19 protein-coding genes, 1 tRNA gene and 3 pseudogenes are annotated in these 24150 nt (G+C 68.3%); 12 read left to right on the forward strand and 11 right to left on the reverse strand.

Annotated elements, in window-relative coordinates:
• Genes AC5WRL_RS13810 through AC5WRL_RS13820 form a run of 3 tightly spaced genes read right to left on the reverse strand, consistent with a single transcriptional unit; the run spans nt 1 to nt 3002 of the window.
• Nucleotides 1-840 (reverse strand): carbohydrate ABC transporter permease, encoded by an 840-nt coding sequence (locus AC5WRL_RS13810; RefSeq protein ID WP_496088770.1) that lies wholly within the window; start codon nt 838-840, stop codon nt 1-3.
• Nucleotides 841-843: 3 nt separating this feature from the next.
• Nucleotides 844-1716 (reverse strand): carbohydrate ABC transporter permease, encoded by an 873-nt coding sequence (locus tag AC5WRL_RS13815; RefSeq protein ID WP_496088771.1) that lies wholly within the window; start codon nt 1714-1716, stop codon nt 844-846.
• Nucleotides 1716-3002: an ABC transporter substrate-binding protein gene (locus AC5WRL_RS13820; protein ID WP_496088772.1), complete on the reverse strand. Its 1287-nt coding sequence runs from the start codon at nt 3000-3002 to the stop codon at nt 1716-1718. Before AC5WRL_RS13820 ends, AC5WRL_RS13815 begins: the two co-directional genes overlap by 1 nt.
• Nucleotides 3003-3163: 161 nt before the next feature.
• On the opposite strand from AC5WRL_RS13820, the gene AC5WRL_RS13825 reads away from it, so the two are divergent.
• On the forward strand, nt 3164-4195 hold the full coding sequence (locus AC5WRL_RS13825; RefSeq protein WP_496088773.1) for a LacI family DNA-binding transcriptional regulator: 1032 nt from the start codon (nt 3164-3166) through the stop codon (nt 4193-4195).
• A gap of 20 nt (nt 4196-4215) precedes the next feature.
• Here AC5WRL_RS13825 and AC5WRL_RS13830 read toward each other — a convergent pair whose 3' ends face one another.
• Nucleotides 4216-5607 (reverse strand): cellulase family glycosylhydrolase, encoded by a 1392-nt coding sequence (locus tag AC5WRL_RS13830; RefSeq protein ID WP_496088774.1) that lies wholly within the window; start codon nt 5605-5607, stop codon nt 4216-4218.
• A gap of 192 nt (nt 5608-5799) precedes the next feature.
• On the opposite strand from AC5WRL_RS13830, the gene AC5WRL_RS13835 reads away from it, so the two are divergent.
• A tRNA-Leu gene (locus tag AC5WRL_RS13835) sits at nt 5800-5884 on the forward strand.
• Here AC5WRL_RS13835 and AC5WRL_RS13840 read toward each other — a convergent pair.
• The 5 genes from AC5WRL_RS13840 to AC5WRL_RS13860 form a co-directional block, all read right to left on the reverse strand.
• Nucleotides 5866-7665: a recombinase family protein gene (locus tag AC5WRL_RS13840; protein WP_496088775.1), complete on the reverse strand. Its 1800-nt coding sequence runs from the start codon at nt 7663-7665 to the stop codon at nt 5866-5868. The two genes, AC5WRL_RS13835 and AC5WRL_RS13840, sit on opposite strands and share 19 nt — an antisense overlap.
• A gap of 46 nt (nt 7666-7711) precedes the next feature.
• Nucleotides 7712-7924: a hypothetical protein gene (locus AC5WRL_RS13845; RefSeq protein ID WP_496088776.1), complete on the reverse strand. Its 213-nt coding sequence runs from the start codon at nt 7922-7924 to the stop codon at nt 7712-7714.
• Nucleotides 7921-8700: a TRM11 family SAM-dependent methyltransferase gene (locus tag AC5WRL_RS13850; protein ID WP_496088777.1), complete on the reverse strand. Its 780-nt coding sequence runs from the start codon at nt 8698-8700 to the stop codon at nt 7921-7923. Before AC5WRL_RS13850 ends, AC5WRL_RS13845 begins: the two co-directional genes overlap by 4 nt.
• Before the next feature lie 76 nt (nt 8701-8776).
• A complete protein-coding gene (locus AC5WRL_RS13855; RefSeq protein ID WP_496088778.1) occupies nt 8777-9001 on the reverse strand; it encodes a hypothetical protein in 225 nt (74 codons plus the stop codon).
• A gap of 30 nt (nt 9002-9031) precedes the next feature.
• Nucleotides 9032-9226: a hypothetical protein gene (locus tag AC5WRL_RS13860; protein WP_496088779.1), complete on the reverse strand. Its 195-nt coding sequence runs from the start codon at nt 9224-9226 to the stop codon at nt 9032-9034.
• A gap of 775 nt (nt 9227-10001) precedes the next feature.
• On the opposite strand from AC5WRL_RS13860, the gene AC5WRL_RS13865 reads away from it, so the two are divergent.
• A complete protein-coding gene (locus AC5WRL_RS13865; RefSeq protein ID WP_496088780.1) occupies nt 10002-11084 on the forward strand; it encodes a NucA/NucB deoxyribonuclease domain-containing protein in 1083 nt (360 codons plus the stop codon).
• 55 nt (nt 11085-11139) lie between these two features.
• Nucleotides 11140-11607, forward strand: a complete 468-nt coding sequence (locus tag AC5WRL_RS13870) for a hypothetical protein (protein WP_496088781.1) — start codon at nt 11140-11142, stop codon at nt 11605-11607.
• Here AC5WRL_RS13870 and AC5WRL_RS13875 read toward each other — a convergent pair.
• Nucleotides 11595-11726: pseudogene (locus AC5WRL_RS13875) on the reverse strand (IS256 family transposase); the annotation flags it as partial. The gene AC5WRL_RS13870 and the pseudogene AC5WRL_RS13875 overlap by 13 nt on opposite strands.
• A 713-nt stretch (nt 11727-12439) precedes the next feature.
• Here AC5WRL_RS13875 and AC5WRL_RS13880 point away from each other — a divergent pair.
• From AC5WRL_RS13880 to AC5WRL_RS13915, 8 genes and pseudogenes are all read left to right on the forward strand, one after another.
• Nucleotides 12440-12576: pseudogene (locus tag AC5WRL_RS13880) on the forward strand (amidohydrolase family protein); the annotation flags it as partial.
• 516 nt (nt 12577-13092) lie between these two features.
• Nucleotides 13093-13656 carry an HNH endonuclease gene (locus AC5WRL_RS13885; RefSeq protein ID WP_496088782.1) on the forward strand — a complete coding sequence of 188 codons (564 nt, stop codon included), beginning with the start codon at nt 13093-13095 and terminating at the stop codon, nt 13654-13656.
• A 1241-nt stretch (nt 13657-14897) separates the two neighbouring features.
• Nucleotides 14898-15635 carry a TetR/AcrR family transcriptional regulator gene (locus tag AC5WRL_RS13890; protein ID WP_496088783.1) on the forward strand — a complete coding sequence of 246 codons (738 nt, stop codon included), beginning with the start codon at nt 14898-14900 and terminating at the stop codon, nt 15633-15635.
• A gap of 92 nt (nt 15636-15727) precedes the next feature.
• Entirely contained in the window at nt 15728-16165 is a 438-nt protein-coding gene (locus AC5WRL_RS13895) for a DUF6069 family protein (protein ID WP_496088784.1), read from the forward strand.
• Nucleotides 16166-16867: 702 nt separating this feature from the next.
• A complete protein-coding gene (locus AC5WRL_RS13900) occupies nt 16868-17656 on the forward strand; it encodes a class I SAM-dependent methyltransferase (RefSeq protein ID WP_496088785.1) in 789 nt (262 codons plus the stop codon).
• Between the two features lie 71 nt (nt 17657-17727).
• A pseudogene (locus tag AC5WRL_RS13905) lies at nt 17728-17950 on the forward strand (hypothetical protein); the annotation flags it as partial.
• Nucleotides 17951-18073: 123 nt separating this feature from the next.
• Nucleotides 18074-18598 (forward strand): GNAT family N-acetyltransferase, encoded by a 525-nt coding sequence (locus AC5WRL_RS13910; protein WP_496088786.1) that lies wholly within the window; start codon nt 18074-18076, stop codon nt 18596-18598.
• 593 nt (nt 18599-19191) lie between these two features.
• Nucleotides 19192-20298: a glycoside hydrolase family 43 protein gene (locus AC5WRL_RS13915; RefSeq protein WP_496088787.1), complete on the forward strand. Its 1107-nt coding sequence runs from the start codon at nt 19192-19194 to the stop codon at nt 20296-20298.
• Nucleotides 20299-20413: 115 nt separating this feature from the next.
• On the opposite strand, the gene AC5WRL_RS13920 is transcribed toward AC5WRL_RS13915, so the two are convergent.
• Complete coding sequence (locus AC5WRL_RS13920) at nt 20414-24106, reverse strand: Tat pathway signal protein (protein WP_496088788.1); 3693 nt, start codon at nt 24104-24106, stop codon at nt 20414-20416.
• Between the last annotated feature and the right edge of the window lie 44 nt (nt 24107-24150).

A 24150-nucleotide genomic window follows, 5' to 3' on the forward strand; every position in this document is an offset into this window, starting at 1 on the left:
TCATCCCTTCAGCGCTCCCGACATGAAGCCCCGCATGTAGTGGCGTTGCAGCAGCACGAACAGCAACAGGCAGGGCACGGCCAGCACGACCACCCCTGCCTCGGTCACCCCGTAGTCGACGGCGCCCATGCTCTGCTGGCGCAGCGTGGCGATCGCCAGCGGCAGCGGGGCCCGGTCGGCGTCGCTGATCAGGATCAGCGGCGCGATGAAGTCGTTCCAGGCGGCCAGGAACGCGAACAGGCCCACCGTGATCAGCCCCGGCAGCACCGCGGGCAGCATGATCCGGCGCAGCGCGCCCAGCGTGCCGCAACCGTCGATCAGCGCCGACTCCTCCAGTTCCCTGGGCACCGCCTCGAAGGAGATCCGCATCATGAAGGTGGCGAACGGAAGCTGATACACCGTCAGTACGAGCGCGAGCCCCAGCAGCGAATTCTGCAACCCCAGATCGCCCAGCAGCACATACAGCGGGATCAGCAGCGTCGCGTACGGCACCATCAAGATCGCCAGCACCAGCAGAAACAGCAGATCGCGTCCCGGGAAGCCGAACCGGGCGAAGGCGTACCCACCCAGCAGCGACACCCCCAGGGTCAGCGCCACCGTGAGCAGCGACACCACGGCGCTGTTCGCCAGATACCGCCACAGACCCGCGTCGTACTCCAGCAGCGCCCGGTAGTTGCCGAGCCCGATGCCCGAGGACTGCGCGGTGCCGGGCGCGCCGCTCACCGACGCCCAGGCGGTCCACACCAGCGGGAAGAGGAAGATGATCGCGAGCCCGCCGGCGAGCACGTAGTACGGGGTGCGCCCCAGCAGTTGCCGTGCCGTTCCGGTCGGGATGGCCACGGTTCACTCCCCTTCCGGACGGCGCAACACACGGAACTGGAGGGCGTTGAGCACCAGCAGTACCACCAGCACCAGCATCGACAGGGCTGCGGCGGTCCCCAGATTCAGCTGCTGGAACGCCTCCCGGTAGATCAACTGGACAATGGTCACGGTGCTGTTGTCCGGCCCGCCCTTGGTGAGGATGAAGAACTGGTCGAAGGCCAGCAGCGACCCGGTGACGCACAGGATCAGCGTCAGCGCCAGCGAGGGCCGCAGCAGCGGGAGCGTGATGCGCCGGAAGATCTGGCCACGGCCCGCACCGTCCATCCGGGCCGCCTCGTACACCTCGGGCGGGATCCGGCGCAGCCCCACCAGCAGAATCAGCATGTAGAAACCGGCGAACTTCCACACCACCAGGAAGACGGTCGACAGCAGCGCCGAGGTGGGGCTGCCCAGGAACGACACCGGCCCGTCCGTCAGCCCCAGACGCTCAAGCAGCGGGGAGAGCGGGCCGATCGCCGGGCTGTACAGGCCCCAGAACAGCAGCGCGGCCGAGGCGAGCCCGAGCACACTGGGCAGGAAGTACGCGGTGCGCAACAGCCCCACGCCGGGGCGGGCCTCCTGCACCAGCAGCGCCAGACCCAGCGCGATCCCCAGCAGCAGCACGGTGACGATCACCGTGTAGAGGAGGGTGAACCGCACGGCCGGCCACAGCAGCGGACCGTCCGCGACGGCCGTGTAGTTGGCGGGCAGATTCAGCCCCCGGTCACCCGTCAGCAGCGGCCAGTCACTGGCGGACATCCGGGCCACCAGCAGCAGCGGCAGCACGAAGAACACGGCGACAAAGGCGGCGGTGGGCGCCGCGTACGCCATGCCCTGCGCGGAGCGCGAGCGCATCACGGGGCGGCCAGCGCGGCACTGACGGCCCGGTTGGCCGCCGCCACCTCATCCGGCCCTCCGTCGCCGAAGACCGCGGTGCGCATCAGGCTCAGCCAGGGCCCGTTGGGGTCGTTGAAGGTCTGCCCGAAGGCCAGCGAGTACGGGGTACGGCCCTCCGCCACCAGCTGATTGATCGTCACCAGCCGCGGGTCGGAAGCCGAGTACGGATTGTCGGCGAGATCGGTACGGGCCACCACGTCGTGATGCGCGGCCACCACTTCCGTCTGCGCCTCCTCGCCCAGCGACCAGCGCAGGAAGTGCCACGCCTGGTCGGGGACATCGCTGGTGGCGGCGATCCCGATGGCGTCGCCGCCGACAAAGGTGGAACGCCCCCCGTCCGGGCCCGGGATGGGCGCCACCCCGAAATCGAGATCATCGGGCATCAGGCCGAGCGTGGTGGACGGCATCGGCATCACCCCGATGTTTCCCTCCGGGAACAACCCGGTCCAGGTGGTGCCGGTCTCGTCCCGGGCACCGGGCGCGATGATGCCGTCCGCCGCCCAGCCCCGGTAGGCGGCGTACACCTCCTGGGCCGCCGCCGAGTCCAGGTAGGCCTCGGTGCCGTCCTCGTTCATCACCTCCTCGCCGGCCGCCCAGATGGAGGGCCACCAGGTGAACACCCCGCAGCCACCGCAGTTTCCGCCGAAGAACGTGCCGCTCACCCCGCCGCCGAGCGCGTCGACGGCGCGGGCCTGCGCGTCCCACTCGGCGAGCGTGGCCGGCGGCCGGTCCGGGTCGAGCCCGGCCCGCTCGTACAGCGCGCGGTTGTAGAAGAGCACGGACAGATCCAGCGTGTGCGGCACGGTGTAGCGGCGCCCCTCGTACGTACCCGCCTCGATGTGCGAAGGCGCCAGCGCCTCCGCGAACGGCTGGGCGCCGATCCGGTCGGTGAGATCGGCATACAGGCCGCTTGAGGTGTAGCGCGGCACGAACACCACATCGGCGGCGAACAGATCGGGCAGCGCCCCGGAGCCGGCCGCCGCCCCGACCTTGGCCTGGTAGTCGTCGGTGGGCACCACGCTCAGCTCGACCTGGTTCTCGTGCTCCGCGTTGTACGCCGCCACCAGCGCCTCGCTCTGCGCGCGGGTTGCGGCCCGGGTCCACATGGTGAGGGTGGCGCCGTCGTCGACCCCCTCCGGCACCCCGGTCCCGGCCGCGCCGCCCCCACCGGCCCCGCCGCCACCACCACAGCCCGCCAGCAGCAGCCCCGCCAGCGCGAGCGCCGCGCATTTCCGTACCGTCATGACCGTACTCCTCGCGTCCTCCCGAAATGCTTTTCGGCGCAAGGTAGAAGAGCCCTGAAAGAGCGTCAATCCCTGCGGCACAACCCCAACAAGGGCAGCCCGAAAAGGATTTCGTAAACTTTCGACAACCAGCTCATGACACCCCATCAGGAGGCAAGCCAGTGCCGGAAGAAGCGCCCCCACCACCCCGCCCCCGGGCCACCACGCTGAGCGATGTGGCCCGGCTGGCACAGGTGTCCGTCGCCACCGCCTCCAAAGCCCTCAACGGCCGCAGCCAGGTGCGCGCCGAGACCCGGCAACGCGTCCTGGACGCCGCCGCCCGGCTCTCCTTCCGCCCCAACCCGCTCGCCCGCGGCCTGCTGGCCGGCCGCACCGGCACCGTCGGACTGCTCACCAGCGACCTGGAGGGCCGGTTCAGCCTCCCCATCCTGATGGGCGCCGAGGACGCCTTCGGCGTCGGCCGGGCCGCCGTCTTCCTGTGCGACGCGCGCGGCGACGCCATCCGCGAACAGCACCATCTGCACGCCCTGCTCAGCCGCCGCGTCGACGGACTGATCGTGGTCGGCAGCCGCACCGACCCGCGCCCCTCACTGGGGCGCGGGCTGCCGGTACCCGTGGTGTACGCGTACGCCCCGTCACAGGACCCGGCCGATGTGTCGATCGTCCCCGACAACGTCGGCGCCGGGCGGCTGGCCGTGCGCCATCTGCTGGAGTGCGGGCGCACCAGGATCGCCCAGATCTCCGGCGACCCCGGCTACGCCGCCGCCCGGGACCGCGACGAGGGCGCCCGGCAGGCCATGGCCGAGGCGGGGCTGACCCCGTACGGCGACACCCTGTACGGCACCTGGTCCGAAGCCTGGGGCCGGGCCGCCGCCGCCCTGCTGCTGGACCGCCACCGCGACCTGGACGCCATCCTGTGCGGCAACGACCAACTCGCCCGGGGCGCCCTCGACACCCTGCGCGAGCGCGGCCGTACCGTCCCCACCGAGATCTCGGTGCTGGGCTTCGACAACTGGGAGATCATGACCGCGGGCGCCCGCCCGCAACTCACCAGCGTCGACCCCGCCCTGGAACAACTGGGCCGGGCCGCCGCCCAGGCCCTCCTCGACGCGATCGAGGGCCGCCCGCACACCGGCGTACGCACCCTCCCCGGCCGACTGGCCCTGCGCGGCTCGACGGTGGCCACGCCCTGACCGGCCGGCCGGGGGAGGGGTCACGCGTTGACGCAGGCGGCCCCACTGAGCGTGAAACTCACCGGGGAGGCATTGGCGCCGCCCTTGCTGCCCAGGAACCCGACCGTCACAGCCCCGCCGGCCGGGATGGTGGCGGTGTACGGGGCCGGCACCACGCTCACACTCCCACCGCTCTGGGTGGCGGTACCACCCCACATGCTGGTGACGGTCTGCCCACTGGGAAAGACGAAGGCGAGAGTCCAGGACGAAATATCAGCACGTCCCGTGTTGCGAATGAGGATCTCCCCCTGAAAACCGTCCCCCCACTCACCGACGACGCGATACCCGACCGCGCACCCGGTGCCCGGCTCCGGACCCGGACCGGGCCCCGGGCCACCGCCGCCGCCGAAGATGGTGGCTTCCCGGGAGGTCTGGCCGATGCCGTTGACCCCGTGGAAGATGCGCTGACCCCAGGAGCTGAGGCGGCCGGGGTCGAACGCGATCGCCAGATCGAGGATGGGATCGGTGTTGCCGCTCCAGGACCAGGCCAGATACCCCAGCCGGAACCGCTCGGCCGCCGCCAGAATGGCGTCCTCGTCCGGATCGCCCCACTCGTCGGGCGGCCCACCGAACTCACCGATGACCAGCGGCAGCCCGGCCTGCACGAACGACTGGAGATAGTCGGTGATCTTCTGCGCCGTGTCGTAGACGCTGTACATGTGGATGGAGAAGATCAGATTGCCGGTGGTGTCGGCGCGGTAGACCGACTGGGCATTGGCGCGCATGACGCCTTCCCAGTCCTGGCCCCAGTTGGGCGCGTCCACCATGATCGTGTGCTGGAACCCGGCGCCGCGCAACTTCTGGATCGCGGCGATGGTGGGCGCGGTCCACCCGGCCGGATTGGCGTTGCCCCAGGGCTCGTTGCCGATGTTGATGATGATGTAGTCCTCTTCACCGTCGAGGACACTCTTGAGCTTGATCCAGTAGTTGGCGGCCCCGTCCAGGGTGTCCGCCGCCCCGTCCTCGCCGTAACCGGTGGTGTCATGCACCTCCAGCACACAGATGAGCCGGTTGGCCTTGCACTGCCCGATGACGGAGGCGACATCGGCGGCGCTGTTCTCACTCCACCGATAGCCGTTGGACAGCACGACCCGGACGGTGTTGGACCCCAGCGCCTTCACATCGGCCAGCGACCGGGTCTGCTGCGGATACCAGGTATGGGCGTGATTGACGCCCCGCATGATGAAGTCATTGCCGTTGCTCTCGACCAGCCGGCCATTACTGATGCGCAGCCCGGTGGCGAGCGCGTCCTGCTGCGCCTGCGCGGCGGCCGGCCCGGGTCCACCGAGTACGACCGCCCCGATCATCCCGACCAGGGCGGCCAGCAGGGCGGTCCAGGGACGTTTCCGTGGGGTGGTGCTTGCAGTTCTCATCCGCGACTCCAGAGAGTGAGCACAACGATACTTGGGAGCGCTCCCATAAACCCACCACCCCCGTGCGTCGTCAAGACATCGCGCGGAACACCGCCGAATCCCACCCAAGTCACCACGCCATCACGGAGAGCAATGGGTCCCGACCACCCGGCAGACCTTGGTATCGTTGTCGTCGTCACAGCGACACACCCCGTCCGGGTGGCGGAATGGCAGACGCGCTAGCTTGAGGTGCTAGTGCCCTCTTATGGGCGTGGGGGTTCAAGTCCCCCCTCGGACACAAACCATTACCCCACGGTCCCCTGCGGATCGTGGGGTTTTGTCGTACGGCTGCCCCGGGGTAGCGGTGACATGGACGGTCGCGGCGGCCATGTCGTACCTGAGGGTGATGTTCAGCAGTTTGTACAGCTCGGCCCGGTCGGCGGCCGAAGCATTCTGGATGGCTGCCACGGCCGTGCTGGTATCCCGGACGAGGACGGCGATGTCTTCCCGGTTCATCGGATGGGAACCGTTTCCGCCGGATGAGGTGGCTGCGGCGAGGTCGCGTTCTGCTGCGGTGCGCTGCTGGCGCGTCTGATTCATCCATTCAGTGACCAGGACAGGGTCGGCCCCGGCTTCCAGGGCCGCCCGGTGGCGCTTGAGTTTCAGATCACAGTCGGCGATCAATGCCTGTGCCTCGATGGCGCGCCGGTTCTGTTCGGTGTCAGGTTCGGCGCTGGCGAGGGTCATCAGGTCGATGGTCTCGTCGAGGCGGTGTGGGGAGAAGAGAGTTCCGATCCAGGTGTCTAGGGGTGGGGTGATCCAGCTTTCGCGCAGGTAGACGTTGCGGGGGTGGTGGATGCGTTGGGCGAGTGCGTATTCCTCGGGGAAGCGGCAGCGGTAGTAGGCGTCGTTGTGGGACTTCTGGCCCTGCATCCGCCGCTCGCAGAAACCGCAGGTGATGCGCCCCCGTAGCGGGTAGATGTGGCGGGTGCGGTGTTCGACGTGCCGGGTCTGGCCCTTGCTGCCCCGGATCCGCAGTGTGTCCTGGGCGCGGGCGAAGGTGTCGTCGTCGATGAGCGGGGTGTGGACGATGCGCTGGGAGATGATCCATTTGTCTTCGGTGTTCCAGCGCATGGCGGTGGTGTAGCCGAGGGTGACGTCCTCGATGTCCAGCAGGCATTCGTGTTTGGCCTGCCGGTTCCATACCTGCCGTCCGGTGTAGCGGGGGTTGAGCAGGATCGACCGGACGGCGCTCTTGCTCCAGGCCCGGCCGTCGCGGTGGGGGTTGCGGGCGCGGTCGTGGGCGGAGGGGCTGGGGATGCCGTCGCGGGTCAGTCCTTCGGCGATGGCGAAGATCCCCAGGCCGGACAGGAACTCGGTAAAGATCCGCACCACCACCCACGCGGTGTCCGGATCAGGTTCGAGGCCGCGCAGGCGCTTGCCGTCCGCCGCCTTGCCGGGGTTCGGGTGTGGCCCCAGATCCACCAGCCGGTACCCGTACGGGGGGCGTCCGCCGAGATAGCGGCCTTCCATCAGGGCCTGGGATGCCATGGCGGAGTGAACCCGGACCTTGATGCGGTTCCGCTCGCCCTTCGACATGCCGCCGAACACCGACATGATCAGATCATGGGCCTCGTTGTCCGGATCGATCGGCCCGCCGACCTCCGGCACCCACAACGGCACCCCGTAGTGGACGAACAGCGGGAAGGTGTTGCCAAACTGACCGCCGTAGAAGGCGCGCTGCGGCTCACCGATCACCACCGCGTCGAACCCCCGGGCCGGGTCGGCGAGCGCCGCCAGCAGGGCGGCGGCCTGCGGCCTGCGCTTCCACGGCAGGGCCCGGCTCTGCCCCACGTCGAAGAACTCCGCCGTGACCCGGCCGCCCGCCGGTTTGATGAGGGCTTCCGCGCGTTCCAGCTGCCACCGCCGGGAAGCTTCCGGATCCTGCTGGTCCTCGGTGGACACCCGCCCCTTGAACGCGAACCGCAACCCTTCGCGTGGGAACTTCTCTACCGGCTGAGCGGGCTGCCGGCCCAGGTGCGCCCGCCAGGGAAGAACTGCGGAATCGGAAGTCGTCATCGGCTATTCCTTCGCGCGAGATCGCCTGCGACTGATGACCTGTCTGTCAGGTTTCATCAAGGCTTATCTCGATATCCGAAAGAGGGCCAATCTGCTCTTTATCCCCCCTTTTCTCTTTGTGTGCGTGCTGTTGGAGGATACGCAGCAGAACGGCGGCGGCGCCGGTGGTCAGGTGAGGTTCGTCCAGGTGGAAGGTGACGGTGAAGCCGCAGGGCGGCGGCCGGTGACCGCCGCCCTGCGGCTTCTCAGTCCCGCTCACTGCGGGGCGCCTGCTTTGCGGAAGATGAGGACATCCTCGTGCGCGATCAGACACTGCGGGATGCCCTGCCGGCGGGCGTCGCCGATGTTCTTCGCCTGGAAGAAGGAGGGGCGCAGGACCAGGTGGTCGTCGCGGATGCCGGCCAAGAGCGCGGCGCAGCGCGCGGTGGGGGTGAGGCCGGCCTGGCGGCCGGCGGCGAGGATGGCGGTGGGGAGGTCGATGAGTTCCCCGTGGTGGCGCCACGGTCGGGCGGTGACGACGAGGGTTCCGCCCGGGGCGAGAAGGCGGTGGGTGTGGGCGAAGATCCGGGTCACGGAGTTCAGCAGCCGGTCGGTGCTGGTGTAGGCGAGGTTGCGGGGGTCTCGGCTGTACCGGTTGTTCCATTTGACGACGCCGGGTTCACGTGTCTCTTTGGTGGCTCGGACTCTGCCGTGCGCGGAGTTTCCGTACGGCGGTGAGGTCACGGCCAGGTCGATCTTGCCGTGGTATTCCGGCGGTACCAGATCCGGAAGGTTCCGGGCGTCGCCCTGGATCACCTCTCCGGCGCCGTGCACCATGTGCTGGATGGCCTTGACGGTGTTGGCCCGGGCCAAGCGGGCCCAGCGGGGCTCGTACTCGACACCGATCGCCCTCCGGCCCAGATGGATACCCTCGACGAGGGTGGTGCCGATCCCGCACATCGGGTCCAGCACCAGGTCCCCGGGCCGGGTGTAGCGCTGGATGGCGTGGGCGGCGATGGCGGGCAGCATCTTCCCCGGATTTGCGCTGACCGACACATAACGTCCCAAACGCTGAGAGGGCGCGGACGTGGGAGCGGTGTTCCACACCGTGTGACTCAACAAAACCTCCAATTCAGGCCGTGGTGAACAGCAGCAGATCGGTGTGGACCGGCTGATGCCGGCCCCGATCAGCCGGCGGAACATCCGGGGTTGGATGGAGGCGATTACCGTGCGCGGCGGCGTGCACGATCAGGATGTGCTGCACGTACACCAACCCGGCCGACCGCGCACACGCGATCAGCCCACCGCAGGGATCGACCAGTTCGCCGCCCTCCCGGTGCTGTTGACGGCACGCCACCAGCAGCCGCCTCTCCGACTGCAGAAGCCGCTAGGCCCGGTAGAAGAAACCCGACAGCCCCTCATCCATCGCACTGGTCACCGGCGAGGCAGCCTCGGCGCCGTGCACGAGATGAGCGGGCAACTGCGCGAGGACCACCATCGGAACGGTGGTCGCGACGGACCGGCGGTGATCCTCGGGGCCCAGGAGCCGGGGCCCGGGCGCCCATGCCTTCGTCGAGATCACCGAGGTCGATGTGCAGCAGCGGAAGGGAAGACTTGCCCGGGCGGTAGGCGAACTCGGTGCGAATCCGGGTCACCGCCCACTCCGGCACCACACCCTCCACCCCAGGCGACGGGCAAACGGGGACGGCTGACGAACGGGAGGGGCTCAACCACACCGAAGCGGGGAGCGTGATGTTTGCGACGGGGGGACGGGAAGAGGTTGCGGCCATGAGCGGCAGCGCGAGGAGCCAGGAACAGCTTGTGCTGACACCCGTATAGAGAAGAACTCACCCCCGCAGTGCCATCAAACAGACCGCTGTCCCTCGAACAGAGCCAGTACTGGGCCTGCCGAAGCCGCTGGTCACACGTCTATCTACCACTGCCTTGCCATGAGCTACGCATAGAACTGCCGGTGGGGTCATTGAGCTGCGATGGACCTCCTGTTGGCCAAAGGGGTCACTTTCGGTCAACCTCTTGACCTCCCCATGACAGGGACAGGTCAGCTATGCCTAAGGTGTGACCCGGCGTAGTCATCCGGCTGCGCATGGGTCAATTGGGTGGGGTAAATGCGAAGTAGATTGAGATCCGTTCTTGTTGCCGTCACCGCATGTCTGCTGCTCGGAAGTTCGCTCGGAGCGCAGGCGCTGGAGAACGACGCGGCGGTTCGGCAGGATGGCGCCATCGTCACTGGCCTAGTGGTAAGCGGGGGGACAGGGGGTATCGGGGAGAACTCGCAGACGGAGAAGACCAGGTTCGAGGACCGGTCGCTTCTCATCCCCGAGGAGGGGCCGGAGGAGGTGGCTGCTCGCATCGAACTTGCTGAGCGCATGACTCAAGGGCACAGTGAGGTCGACGCTGCCGGTGAAGGCTTCCGCACATCAGACGTCATTGCGTGCAAGGAGAGCGAGTTAGCTCGCCGAGAAGCTGGCGTCGTCTTGAGCCATATGACCTGGTGCAGCGTCAGGGAAATGATCGCATACGAGGCCGAATGCGGCTCCAGTGGCTGCACTGAGCGAGCTGCGGCACACTTCGTGGCTGTCACGCTTGGGCAGGCAGGTGACCGCGTGCGGGACCCTTCAGATGCTGACGTCGATAGCGTCAGATTCGCGACTGTCCTGGAGGACATCCGCCTCACTGGCAACGCCGCCATAGCCGCTGAAATAGAATTTGGCCTCAAAATGGAATGCGTAGGCTATTTTGGCGCAGTCTGTAGGGCCGGTGGCAATAATGGCCGAACTGCCAAGATTTCCCAGTGGATGACCTCCCCCAGCACATATTTCGGATTCAGCTCTCCCGAGTCGAGCGATTCGAATGTGGATAGTGTCAGCTTCTACAATTTCACGGGCAAAGCTTCTGCTCAGGGTGAGGTTCATGCCTTCACTGAGAACGGCTTTCGATGCGATTCCGCGTCCTACCTCAGAGGGCAATCCGGTTGTGTCTTTGACCTCGTAATCGAGATCTTCGACAAGCTCAGCATATCGGATCCCACTGTCACCCAGGCGGCTTCCCATATCCGCATAGCCCAATATTCGCCGGAGCTCACCCTTCCGCCGAAGCGTGGCACCATTCCTGGCGCACCTGAAAGCCTTCAGCCCCTCACGCGGGCCTACCACGATAATTCCTTGCGGAATAGAAACCGTGCTGTCGCTGTAGAGCTCTGTGCGGCGCTCTACGGTCGGGACTATGGTCAGCGGGGACTTGACTGCGATGAATACCCATTCGCTGCCACATACCAGGGGGCGTCGGTTGCGAATGGGCTTTTCTCCGTGCAGGTCATCGACAGTTCAGACAACCAGCTGGCCGGTAGTCGGCTTGGGGCGTGGTACACCCAGCAGCGCATACTGGACAGTGACCCTTACTGGGTCATTATTGGAGACTAACTGAACGACCAAGGGGCTGCCCAGTCATGACTGGGCAGCCCTCGGAGAGGCACGAATGCGTCACCGTCAATCGGTTCTGCTGTCGGACGTAGAGGTTGAGCCGGAGATTTCCTTCCGGACCTTCATCCTCGACGATCTGGAAGGCTCAACAGCCATGGGCACCCCGGTGCCCGAAGGCCAGATCGCCGTCGCCGGACCCGCAGGGGGAGCACTGTTCATCACCGGGGGGAACGACTTCTACCCCACGGTCCGAGTGGAGGTCTGGAGCGGCAAACCACTTCCGGAGCCAGCCAGCGCCTGGGAAACTGGCACAGGCATCGTCATCGGCTCTATCGGAGGCGTACTCCGTTTGCGAGACCTCAACGGGACCTGCTACGGCGCCCCCATCACCCTCGGCCCGCCGGGTACGTACCACCTCGCCGCGTACAGCCGCGGACGTACCCGTGCCCGCGACGCCCAAGAACTCTTCTTCCGGGGCATCGAAGAATGGCTCCTTCGCATCTGGCCCGCGGAGATCGTCTGACGGGACGCCTCCGTCCCATAGTCCTCGGCCAGGTGGGCCTGGACCTCCCCGGTCGTGGGTCCCTTCGCGGACAGCGAGGTGACCATCTCGTCCACCCCGGCCAGGCGCTTCTGCCGCTTCCCGTCGGCTGCAAGCCCTCGGACTGGGCACAGCGACCGAAATTAAGGAATGGGCCGGAATGCACGACGCAAGCCGTCGTGGTCTGCCAAGGTCACGACCGATCCAAATATCCTCTGGCGCGCCAACGTCTGTGGGGTGAATTCCCCAGCCAGCGGCGGCCCCCGCAGCGCGCTGACGGGGAGCTAGCAGTCAGTCAATTCCTCTCACCTCTGGCGAGGCGTCGACGCCAGGATCAGCAGCCAACCGAGTCAACAGATTAAGGCCTTGGCTCAAATGACTGCGGAAACAAGGAATGGCAAATGGAGTAGATTCGGAAAGCAATGATAGAGAGATGGATAAGTTGGAGAAAGTGCAGGTTCCGATTATCCACCGAAAGGCAAGTGGCGGCGAGGGCTGGCCTCGCCGCTGGGTTGGATCGAGATACTTACTTGCCCCGATATACAGTCGGCCCTCGCCGCAGGTGCCAAACGGGGCGCTGACCTGCTTCGTCTCATTCCTGGGGGCGATCTCATGAAAATGGGATCACTGATACGACTGCCAGTTCAGGGTCACCTAAAGGATCACCGATTGGTCAGCCCAACCCATTGATCTTGGGCACCTCCCGGATCACCTCCGGAACCGACCAGCGCGGCAGGACTCGTGAGGGTTGGCACAACTGCTGCTGCCGACCACAATGCGATGGGCAGGACGCGTCGCGGCCGGCGCCCCGCATGGCAGCGGCGCCGCACTGCCGCCCGGGCTGATCGACGCCCATGTCCACCCCGCCCGGGGTCCCTGGCGCTGGCCCTGCGGTTCGGGGTGACCACCGTACTGGAGATGCAGGGGATGAACACCCGGGAGAACCCGGGCCGGCCCCAGCGCCAATAACGGTTCCATTGAGAACACCGTTGGCAGGGACAGCAAGTAAGGTGGACGATTCAGAAACGGATGGATGCGCTGGCGACGTGAGTTAGACTGTTGGGCCGTCGTGCGCATCTGAACGTCCTTCGCGCCATCACTCATACTGCCATGACGCTCGCTCAAGCTTTGCTCTCACGCGAGGGGCAATTAGGCGATAAGGGATATTATGCACGAATCTGGCAATTTGAACGATGGCAACCTGATGAAATCCTATGCAATCAATAATCAATTTCTTGTGACAAGATTTCCCTTGTGATGAACAAGGGCGCTGATAACTCCGTCGAACCGTCTCAAGTCTTGGTGCAGATGAAGCGGTTCGACCCACATAGTGACTACTATGCACTGACCTTGGGGGCAAACCGAAGGGGGAACCCTTACTGGTCACGGCAGTCTCATTGGGTAAGCCAGTCTTCGCGAAATCCTGGGTGGGAGATTCGTGCTGCAAGTTTGATGGACCCCCAGCGAATGACCGACGCATGGACCACGATTGGACGAGGCTGGGTATCGGTAATCGACGATATCCAACTTTCCGTCTACCTGCGGATTGGTGGCAATGCAATTGTCGAGAGAGGGCTCGCTACTTCTCGTCTACCTGAAGTGATTAGACCGTTCGAATGCGTTCGTGATGGCTCTGCCGAGGCTGGCGGATTCGGATACCTGGCAACTGGTCACCTTGCCGACGAGGCTGTGGAGCGTCGAGCACCCACTCGGAAGCTGCGCATGCAGGTTCTCAAGCGTGATAGCTTCCGCTGCACTATTTGCGGCCGCAGGGCAACTGATCATACGGATATCGAACTTCACGTACACCACCTCATCCCTTGGCGAATGAATGGCCCAACGGCCGAGGAGAATCTGGTCACACTTTGTGGGACATGCCATAAGGGGCTTGATCCAGATTTCGAGCCAGCGCTGCGTGAGCTGGCGGGTTTGCCTGGGCCAGCTGCTTGTTTGGATCCGGATAATTCTGAGTTCAACTCGGAAGTGGTGCGCTATCGAGATTATGTCCGCAAGGTGTTGCAAAAGGGCTAGGGTTGTGACCGGGAACGAACTTTGCCAGAGCCTCGCATGCTTTGGCCGTCAGCCCATCGGCTAGGCTCTTGCCCGCAAGGGTGCCCCGGAAGGCAAGTCCGCGTTGTATCCGGCGTCCGCCACCGGCACCGGCACCGCCAACCGCAAATCGACCGCAACTCGAGGGCGTCGTGCCTGTCCAGTGTGGCCGCCACTGGGTGGGCCAAACCGGAACGACGAAGCATCAGGGCGGTCTCCGCCGGCCCAGCCTGTCCCCGTGACCTGTCGACTCACCGAGCGTGGCGTGCCTCGGGCCCGCCAAGGACGCCCTTCGGACGCAAGGCGGGGAATCGGTCGTTGCTCGGGGAAACTGATTCCGCACGCCGATGCAGGACTGGTTTCGGCGCGGAGCAGACTGGACTGACTTCCCGGCACGTCCGAACCCGGCCTTGAGATCAGCGGCCCAGCAGTTCCAGCTCCGTGGTCAAGGGCCGGATGCGTGGGGTATTGGTTGCAGTCCCCCCTCGGACACCAACCAACCATTACCCCACGGTCCCCTGCGGACCGTGGGGTTTTGTCGGTTCCGGCGCCGGCGAGGGTCATCGGGTCGATGGTCTCGTCGAGGCGGTGCGGTGTTCGACGCGCCGGGTCCGGCCCTTGCGGCCCTGGATGCGCAGCGTGTTCTGGGTGCGGTCGTGGGCGGAGGGGCTGGGATCGCGTCGCGGGGCAGTCCTTCGGCGATGGCGAAGATCCCCAGCCCGGGCAGCAACCCGGTAAAGATCCGCACCACCACCCACGCGGTGTCCGGGTCCGGTTCGGGGCCGCGCAGCCGCCTGCCGTCCTCAACGCGCTGCCGGAGCGGGTCGGATGACCGACACCGTGCGGATCGGCGTGCCCGGCTGCGCGGACATCGCGGTCCGGCGCAGGCTGCCCGCCTTCGCCGCCCGTCCCGGCACCGTGGTCGCGGCCGTCGCCGGCCGGGACGCGGACAAGGCCCGGCGCACCGCCCAGCGGTTCGGCGGCACTCCCGTCACCGGCTACGCCGAACTCCTCGCCCGCGAGAGCGTCGGCGGGTTGCCGCCGATGACCGGCGCGCAGCCGGAGGAGACCTGTACCGCGCCCTGCGGTCCGCCCAGCCTGATCCCCGCCGGGGGCGGGCGGGCCCCGGGTCCGGCGCGCTGTCGGGGGCCGTCCCCTGGCGCCCATGTACGTTGTCTACCCTCTGATACGTTGTACACAAGCGCGTCGGAAGGAGCCCAGCGATGCTTGCCCAGGAAGGAAAGCCCCAGAACGAGGACGGGGACCGCGTCTCCCTGTGGGAACGGCTCGACCGCCCGGCCCCCGCCCCCCGCGTGACGCTCACCCCCGAGCGGATCGCCACGGCCGCGGTCGGGATCGCCGACGCCGAGGGCATCGACGCCGTCACCATGCGACGCCTGGCCACCGAGTTGGGCGTCGCTCCCATGGCCGCGTACCGCTACGTCTCGGGGAAGGACGAGCTCCTGGAGCTCATGGTCGACTTCGTCTACGGGGAGTTGGAACTCCCGGACGGCGACGCCGACTGGCGGGAGACCATGCGGACGCTCGCCCTGCGCATCCGTGGGGTGCTCCTGGCGCACCCCTGGGTGGCCCGGGTGAGCTGGGGCGCGCCGACCCCCAACCAACTGGCGGTGCCGGAGAGCGCCCTCGCCGCGCTCGACGGCGTCGGTCTCGACGCCGATACGGCGATGGCCGTCTGTAGCACCGTCACCGCGTACGTGCACGGCGCCGTCGACCTGGAGATCGGCCTGACGCGGATGCTGCGCGTACGGGGCTGGTCAAGCCGTGAGGAGGCCCGCTCGGGACTGGCGTCCCAGATGACCTGGCTCATGAACACCGGCCGCTATCCGAAGTACCACCGCTACATCGGCGAGGCCACCCGCAAGGACGACCTGCGGTGGCAGTTCGAGACAGGTCTGGACTGCGTCCTCGACGGCATCGCGGCGCGTCTGGGCGTCTGACGCCCCCGGGCGCCGGGCACCGCATCGACCACCGCGCCGGGGGCGGTCGCGCCACGCCCCGTCCCCGGTGCCACACGACATCCGGAGGGCCCATGGCCAGCAGCAACCCCGCCGTTACCCACACCGCCCAGGGCCGACGCGGGCTGCCCGCCTGGCAGGCCGTGGCCGGCGCCGCGGTCATCGCCGCGGTCGTCAACGTCATCGTCCTGCTCATCGGCGATGCCGCGGGAGCCTCGCTGGTCGTGGAGCTCAACGGCAAGCCGGACGAGATCGGCACGGCCGACGTGATCATCGTGTCCGTGCTCGCGCCGGCGGTGGGGGTCACCGCCGCCGCCCTGCTCGCACGGTGGAAGCCCGGCTTCCTGAGGGTGGCCCAGATCCTGGCCGCCGCCACGACGCTGATCAGCCTCGTCGGTCCGCTGACGCTGGAGACCGACGGCGGCACCGCGATCACGATCGCAGTGATGCACCTGCTCGTCGGCGGCACCGCGATCGTAGCCCTGGAGGCGGTCCGCCGTTCGCGGGCCTGAGCCGGCGCAGCCGAGCCCGACGGCCCTTCCGGACCCGGTCCGGAAGGGCCGTCGTCGTACGGGAGGGGCCCCGGGACACCGCCCGCAGGACGAGGACGTCGCCCCCTCCGGAAGACCCGGGGACGGTCCCGGCCGGGCACGCACCGCTTACCGCGAGAAGAGGACGGCTGACCCGCATGGTGAAGCGGGCCGAGTGGGACGCCACCGTCGTCGGCAGCGGCATGGGCGGCCTGGTGTGCGCCGGCTGTCCGGCCGCCTTCCTGACCATTCGGCACCCCATGTCATCCGGTGGGCGAGATGGGCGGCGGTGGAGATTCGCCCGGCTCACGTCCCGGGTGATGAAGGGGCAACGGGGCTGCTGAGCCTGCTTGCCCAGTCCTCACGGGCAGATCCAGTACCGTCGTCAGGGGGCGGATGTGTGGATGTTGGTTGCGGTTCCCCCCTCGGGCCCCCGCAGAGACCCCAGTTGATCTGAGGCTTTTCTGTTGTCCGGGGCACTCGGAGGCCCCGTATGAACAACCGCGTGGCCAACGGAAGTGATCTTGCTCCGTCGGGCGGCGACCGAGGACGATCCGATCCGAACCGGGGTGGCCCGGACAGGGGGAGGACTCCCGGCCGGAGGAGACCGACCGGTACGACGACGCCGCGCGGCCGTGGGCCGCAGGCGGGAACCGCACCGGCGCAGCACTCGTCTTTCCCGCCATGATCTCCAGCGAGCGCCAAGAGCACGTGATGTCCGTCCGGCTGGCCCCGCCGTCGGCGGTGGATGTGGATCAGCCGACGGTCAACGACTACAACAGCTTCGCCAAGGCGTACTCGGCCGTGAACGAAACCAACCTGGTGAATGCCTACTACGAGCGTCCGGCGATGCTGGCCCTGGCCGGGGATGTGGCCGGGCGGCGGATTCTCGACGCCGGCTGCGGATCGGGGCTCCTGTTCGCCGCGCTGCGCGACCGTGGCGCCATTGTGAGTGGCTTCGATTCGAGCGCCGAGATGCTGGAGCTGGCCCGGCAGCGGCTCGGCGACGGTGCTGACCTGAAGGTGACGGACCTGGCCCGCCCGCTTCCTTACCCCGACGACACGTTCGACGATGTCGTCGCATCCCTGGTGCTGCACTACCTGGAGGACTGGGGGCCCGCTCTGGCCGAGCTGCGACGCATACTCAAGCCCGGCGGTCGGCTGATCGCTTCCGTCGACCATCCCTTTGCCGTCAACCTCATACACCGTGAGGTCGGCCGCGAGGCCGAATGCAACTACTTCGACACCACCAACTGGACCACAGAGTGGACCATAGGCGACCAGAGCGCCCTGGTGAGTCGCTGGCACAGGCCGCTGCACGCGACGATCGAGGCCTTCACCGGGGCCGGTTTCCACATCTCGGTCATCAGCGAGCCGGCTCCTGACCCCGCAGCCCACGAAATGTTTCCCGAGGCTATCGCGGCCATGCCGCGCTTCCTGTCCTTCCTGTTCTTCGTCCTGCGGTCCGAGTAGCGAGCGCTCAGCTGTCCTCGTCGTCGGCCGCCAGATGAAGGAGTCCGCTGTCTGTGCCGGCCGCGACCATGATGAAAGGGTGTCCGTTGGTTCGTGTGCGACCCGCGGCACTGTACGTGTTCATCGACGACCGTGTGGCGCCTTCCCGCCGGATCGGGCGACCTCCGAAACCGACGGACGCCGAACTGCTGTGCTGGGCCATCGCCCGGTCCCGCTGGGTTCTCGTCGACCCGGCACTGGATCCGCTTCGCCCACGCACGGCTGCCACATCCGTGCCGCTACCTGCCCAGCGAGTAATGATCCATAGCCGCGCATCAGTTGCACTCGCTCAGGCGGCGATACGTGTCCGTCCTTCTTCCGGACGGGCCCCTTGCGGCCGGTCGGTGCGGGGGCGGATGCCTGTGCGAGGATCGCGGCGTGAACGACCTGCGCTTCCGTCTCGCCGACGACGCCGATCTTGCCGCTGTCGTACGTCTGCGCGACGACGCGGCCCGCTGGATGCTTGCCCGAGGCGTCACTGGTCAGTGGCAGCCCGGTGAGCTGGGCGGGGACCACTTCCGTCGGATCATGAAGACTGGGGAGGTATGGCTCGCGGAGGCTGCCGGTCGTGTGGTCGGGGCCTGGGAGCTCTGGTGGCAGGACGAGGACGCCTGGGGGCCGCAGCCGCCGACGGCCGGCTATGTGCACCGGCTGATGGTGGACCACAGAAGTGTCCCGCCCGGGACGGGGCAGCGGCTTCTGCGAGTCGCGGAGCGCCGCGTGGCCGAGGCGGGCCGGCCGTTGGTTCGTCTGGACTGCCTGGCCACCAACGCACGCCTGAGTGCGTACTACCTCAGCGCCGGCTACCGGGTGGTGGGACGCAAAGAGGGTAAGCCGCAGCCGGGCGGTACGCCCAAGTCGTTCACCCTCCTCGAAAAGTCCGTACGGGATGAGTTGCGGTAGGGGATGACCTGCTCCTGCCCGTCAGCGCAGGTTACAAAGTCGCACTCACCGCCCACCTCACCAACTCCGGGCAGCCGCCCCGGCCATGTCGCCTGCCTCCTCACCTGCCACTGGAGCCCCCTGGACACCGGCGCCCTCGCCGCCGGTCGGCCTTCTCCGCCTGGGGATCCCCGACTCCCCGCCGGCCACCGGCCTTGACCTGTGCCACGCACGACGAAACCGTCAACGGCGGTGCCGGCCGGACGACTCATGTCAGCAACCCACCAACCACCGCCCCACGGTCCCCTGCGGACCATGGGGTTCTGTCCTACGGCCGTCCCGGCAGGTGGTGGCCGCGACGGGGGCACCGTCGCAGGTCTCGCGGGGCGGCGGACGCGCGGGGGTGAGTTCGCTCCGTCCGGGTCCCGGCGGGGCAGAGGCGCGGTCGGTCGGGCAGCGGACGGGACCTCTCCGGACCGCCGGAAGTACACCCGCATCACCTTGTCCGGACCCACCGGGCCGGTTTTGATGGTGGAGTCCGCCGGGCACCCCGTGCACCCGCACCGCCGGGGTGCCGCTCCCCGTTTCCTGAACTTCCAGGCAGGAGAAGGCCCATGGCTCATGACGCGTCGGGACCACCCCGTCGTTCCCTGTTGAAGGCTTCCGTGCTGGCCGCGACGGCGCTGCCGGCGGTCGGCGCGCTCCAGGGCGCCGCCACGGCGGCGCCCGCCACGGACCTCGGACGCGCCGCCGCGCCGACCTTTCTCAACGGGGCCGACCCGAGCGTGATCCGGGTGGGCAGCACGTACTACGCGGTCAAGGTGACCGGCGGCGGCATCTCGGTGCGCCAGGCGTCCACCCTGGTCGGTCTCTTCGATGTGCCGCCCCGGCAGATCTGGCTCGACCCGGGAATGGGCGAGATCTGGGCGCCGAAGATCACCCGCATCAATGGCCGCTACTACGTGTACTTCTCGGGCGGGGTGAGCGCGGCGCACCGGATGTATGTGATCAGCTCGGACTCGCCGGACAGCGGGTACGGGGCGGAGCGGAAACTGGCGCTGCCCGACGACAAATGGGCCATCGACGGCTCGGCCTTCACCTTCAACAACCAGCTGTGGTTCGTGTGGTCCGGCTGGTCGGGCGACACCAACATCGAGCAGAACCTCTACCTGTGCCGGATGAGCAACCCCACCACGCCCACCGGGTCGCGGTACCTCATCTCGCAGCCACGGGAGAGCTGGGAGCGGGTGGTCGGCCAGCCGTACATCAACGAGGCGCCCCTGCCGATCATGGACCCGCACGGCCAACTGCACATCGTCTACTCGGCCAACGGCTCCTGGAGCGACCAGTACCTTCTGGCCGACCTGCGGCTGCGGGCCGGCGGAGACCCCACCTATGTGTGGGACTGGTACAAGTCCAACGGCGCGGTGTTCGGCTCCAACCCGGCGACGATGATGCAGGGGTGGGACCCCACCATCCATGTCAACGGCCCCGGCAGCCACACCTTCGCGCTGACCCACGGCGACATCGCCCACAGCCCCCCGTCCGGGCCGCGCGCCCCCTTCATGTACCACGCCGTACCGAAGGGCACGCCCTACAGCTGGTCCAACCGGCAGTGGCGTACCGGCACGTTCGTGTGGTGGGGGAACACCACCTACCGGCGTGCCAATGTCCCGGGGGACAACACCAACACCGGCGCCAGTCTGAAGTTCTTCGAGTAGGAGGCCGCTGCCGGCGCCGCCCGGACCTGGGGGTGCCGGCCGCGGCCCCCGGACACCGTACGAACCCATGACCCACGGTCCGGTGCGGACCGTGGGTCATGTCGGTGGTGGACGGTCAGGAGGTGACGGAGACGGCCTCGAAGGTGGTGGCCGTGGTGGCGGTCACGCCCGCGTGGATCACGGCGGTCATCGGAAGAGACACGGTGGCGAGCTTCTGCCAGTTGCTGCCGTCGGCGGACACCAGCGCGGTGATGTCGTGGGTGCCCGCGTCGCGGACGAGCCGCAGGTGGGGGTGGGCGGTGGCGTCGTACCCCTCCAGCGCGCTGGTCACCGGGCTGCGGGTGGGGCCACCCGAGGTGCCCTGGCCCGGGGTGCCGGCGCCGATGTCCTCGCGGGTGTCCAGGGAGCGGTGGCGCAGTACCAGGGAGCCGTCGGTGTCCGCGCCGAGGTAGACGTAGCGGGCGACAGCCGCGGTGCTGTCGCGCAGGATGACGCCGCCGGTGGCGTTGTCGGTGAGGGTGGCGGTGACGGTGGTGTCGCCGTGGGCGAGCCGGCTGGCCATGAGGAGCGAGTCGGCCGCGTAACGGCGGTAGATGTGGTGATCCGCCCCGGCGCCGAACCCCTCGCCCCGCACCCGGGCGAGGGTGACACGCCGCCCGCTGACGGTCGTGACGCCGCCGGATCCGGCCCCGATGGCGTCGTCGCGCCAGCCTCCGGAGGTGCTGAGCGAGGGGGTGTGCGCGGGCGCCACCTCGGCGGCGACGGCGTGGGAACTCCGGCCCTCACCATGGCTGTTGACCGGCGTCACCCGGTAGTACCAGGTGCCGGCGGCCCGTGCCGTACCGTCCACGTACGAGGTGCCGGTGACCCCTCGCACGACGGTACGGAACGGGCCGCCGACGCCGGAGGAGCGGGCGATGGTGTAACTGCCGGCCCCGGCCGCCGGCCGCCAGGTCAGGCCCACCCCCAGGGAGCCCGGCGTGGTGACCACGATGTCGACGGCGGCGGGCGTCTCACGGCCCGTCTCTTCGGTACCGAGATCGAGGACGGCGGCGGTGAACGGCTCCAGACTCACCGCGCCGTCCCGCACGCGCAGCTCCCGGCCCGACACGAGATCCGCCACCGTGCCCCGCCCCCGGACCGCGGGCGGCAGCGCCACCGCGTGAGGGGTGGCGTTGCCGTGAGCGGGGCGGGTGGTGTTGATGGCGATGAGATAGCGGCCGTAGCGGGCGGTGAGGAGATCGGGGTAACCGGCGTAGGGGGTGTCCAGCTCGTTGTTGTCCCGGTGGGTCCTGCCCACCCCGGGCTGGTGGGCGACCGGCAGCAGTTCACCGGTCATCGCGAGCCTGACCGAGCCGTCGGAGTAACGGTCGTGGACGGTGGGGTCCTCCACGGTGTTCTGGCGCAGCGCGTACTCGCGGTGGGTGAGCACACCCTGGGTCGCGAGCTGGCACAACTGCTCGTCACCCTCCCGCTGTACGTGGACGCGCCCGTTGCCCATGCAGCCCGCGTTGCGCTCGACCAGAGAGCCGAAGAGGTGGGTGTCGCCGTCGCGGAGGGAGACGAAGGCGTTGTCGATGTCCACCCAGGCGAAGCGCTCGTGCTCCCGCGCGCGCGTCCGGTCGACGCCGAGCCGGGCCAGTTCGGCGTCGGTGTAGCGCCGCAGGTCGGTGTGGGGCAGCAGCACCCCCGCCGCCACCTGTCCGCCGAACCGCGGGTAGCGCGCGCGGGTCCGGGTGAGATACGCGTACGTCTCGGCGAACCGCAGGTCGTACTTGTGGTGGGGCAGGACGTATGAGTCGAAGTAGCGGAAGAGCTGATTGTCGGCGAGCTGCTGCTGGGCGAAGCCCACCGCCTCCCGGGCATACCCCCAGTACGTCTGCCACGCGGCGCCGGCGTAGCGCTCCGGGTGGTCGGCCATGTGGTGTTCGATCGAGGCGAAGGTGAGCGTCCTGGGGCCGCTGTTGACGTCGGCGGTGTACGCGACGCGCCCGGGGTAGGCCGAGCTGCGCGCGTCCAGGACCTGCTCCATCATCATCACCCGGTTGCCCGCCTCGTCCTCGCCCTGGTAGCGGGTGAGGCCGCGGGCGTGGACGGTGCGCAGCGCCAGCCGCACGATGTCGTCGTTCAGCTCCTCGTCCCCGGCATGGTCCCAGGTGCGGTGGAACCATGAGGCAAGGTAGTTGACGGACTCGCCGTAGGTGCCCACGTAGTGGTTCTCGCGGGACAGCCCGGCGGCGGTGATGCCGGTGTAGTGCTTGCCGTACGGCAGCCGGCGCACCACCTCGCCCGCCCCGTCCAGCTTGCTCCGCGCCAGCCCGCGCATCACGACCTGGAGGTAGTCCTCGGTGTAGACGGCGTTCTTGTCGTGCTGGAAGAGCGAGTGGTACAGGTCGAGTTCGCGCCCGTCCGGGCCGAGCAGCACCTCCTCGCCGAGGAACGGCGCGAAGCCCAGCGCCTCGCCGGCGATGCGGTGGCTGCGCGGGCGGCCCTCGTAGTGCCCCGAGCCGATCACCCGAAGACCCTCGTGGGCCTTCCACGCGCCCTCGTACGTGTACATCACCTGGTTGTAGATGTAGGAGAGCCGGGAGCGGGCGAAGTCGAAGGTGGCCTTCAGCACCCGCTCCCAGGCCGCTCCCCGGGTGAGGGGACCGCCGTCGTGGTCCACCCCGGCGATGCTGTTGGGGCCGTCCGTGGTGCCGGTCTCGAAGGGTTCGGCGAGGAAGGACCGGAAGCGTTCGCGGCCGTGGACGTCCTCGTCGTCGATCAGGTTCTCGACGATGTACAGGGCCTCGCCCAGCGCGCTGTAGTAGCCGCCCCAGTCGGACTGGTGGCCGCCGTCGCCCAGGCTCCGCACATCGGCGTAGTAGCGGCGGGTGCAGCCGTCGATGGTCCGGAAGATCCGGCCCAGGGCGGCGGCCTTCTCCTGCGGGGTGCGGGCCGGGCACCAGTCGACGAGGAGCGCCTCGGCGTAGAACCGCAGCTCGTCCTTGTAGCGTTCGATCGACATGGCTGCGCCCGGATCTGCGTCGGCGCGGGCCGTAAGGGTGGTGAAGAGGTCGGTCTGGGTCCGCCGGTAGCGGTCCACCAGGGCCTGCTCCTCGGCGGCCGTCAGCCCCGGCGCGGCCTGGGCGGCGGGGGTGTGGCCGGTGCTGTCCCCGGGGGCGGGGGCCAGGCGGGGGTCGGTGTGGGAGTACGCCTCGTAGCAGCGGCGCGAGTCCTGGGTCGCGGTGCCCGTATAGCTGTCGTGGTAGGTGCGCAGCGTGATCTCGACCGTCGTACGGCCCTGGGTGGCGGCGAGCGGCAGCATGGCGGTGGAGAAGAAGAACCGGCCGGGCAGGCCGCCGCGGGTGCCCGGGTTGATCGCCTCGTAGTCGCCGTGCGTGCGGTAGCCGGCCTGGCGGCCGTCGATGAGGACCACGGTCTTGTAGGCCGAGCTGTCCTCGCCCCAGAACCTGAGGGTCAGGTAGTTCTGCCGGTGCGGATCGACGGCGAGGGTGAAGACCAGGTCGGCGAGCCGGTTTCCGGCCGGTTCCAGTGGGTGGGCGACCCGGGCGGTCCGGCCGCCGGCTCCGGTCACCGTACTGGTCCCCGGTCCGGTGAGCCGGTGGGCCCGCTCCGAGGCGGGGTCGCCGAAGGTCAGGACATCGGTGAAGCGGCTCGCGGGCCCGGTGGCTTCGGCGGCCCGGGCGGTGCCGCCCGGCCACCACGAGGCATTGCCGAGCGCAGCCGTGCCCGCCACGGCGATGGCGGATCCCAGTATCGTCCGGCGGCTGACGGTGTGGCGGTGCGGATGATGAGCGTGCATGGCCCGGGATCCTCCTGTGTAACCGGTTACATCCTTGGGCCGTC

The sequence above is a fragment of the Streptomyces sp. NTD107 genome (genome assembly GCF_059510435.1).

Excerpts from the sequence above, each read along its gene's own strand:
- AC5WRL_RS13815 (WP_496088771.1), bottom strand. The coding sequence starts at position 1,716 with ATGCGCTCGCGCTCCGCGCAGGGCATGGCGTACGCGGCGCCCACCGCC.
- AC5WRL_RS13820 (WP_496088772.1), bottom strand. The coding sequence starts at position 3,002 with ATGACGGTACGGAAATGCGCGGCGCTCGCGCTGGCGGGGCTGCTGCTG.
- AC5WRL_RS13870 (WP_496088781.1), top strand. The coding sequence starts at position 11,140 with ATGCGTCACCGTCAATCGGTTCTGCTGTCGGACGTAGAGGTTGAGCCG.
- AC5WRL_RS13830 (WP_496088774.1), bottom strand. The coding sequence starts at position 5,607 with ATGAGAACTGCAAGCACCACCCCACGGAAACGTCCCTGGACCGCCCTG.
- AC5WRL_RS13890 (WP_496088783.1), top strand. The coding sequence starts at position 14,898 with ATGCTTGCCCAGGAAGGAAAGCCCCAGAACGAGGACGGGGACCGCGTC.
- AC5WRL_RS13840 (WP_496088775.1), bottom strand. The coding sequence starts at position 7,665 with ATGACGACTTCCGATTCCGCAGTTCTTCCCTGGCGGGCGCACCTGGGC.
- AC5WRL_RS13900 (WP_496088785.1), top strand. The coding sequence starts at position 16,868 with ATGATCTCCAGCGAGCGCCAAGAGCACGTGATGTCCGTCCGGCTGGCC.
- AC5WRL_RS13885 (WP_496088782.1), top strand. The coding sequence starts at position 13,093 with ATGACCGACGCATGGACCACGATTGGACGAGGCTGGGTATCGGTAATC.
- AC5WRL_RS13895 (WP_496088784.1), top strand. The coding sequence starts at position 15,728 with ATGGCCAGCAGCAACCCCGCCGTTACCCACACCGCCCAGGGCCGACGC.
- AC5WRL_RS13915 (WP_496088787.1), top strand. The coding sequence starts at position 19,192 with ATGGCTCATGACGCGTCGGGACCACCCCGTCGTTCCCTGTTGAAGGCT.
- AC5WRL_RS13920 (WP_496088788.1), bottom strand. The coding sequence starts at position 24,106 with ATGCACGCTCATCATCCGCACCGCCACACCGTCAGCCGCCGGACGATA.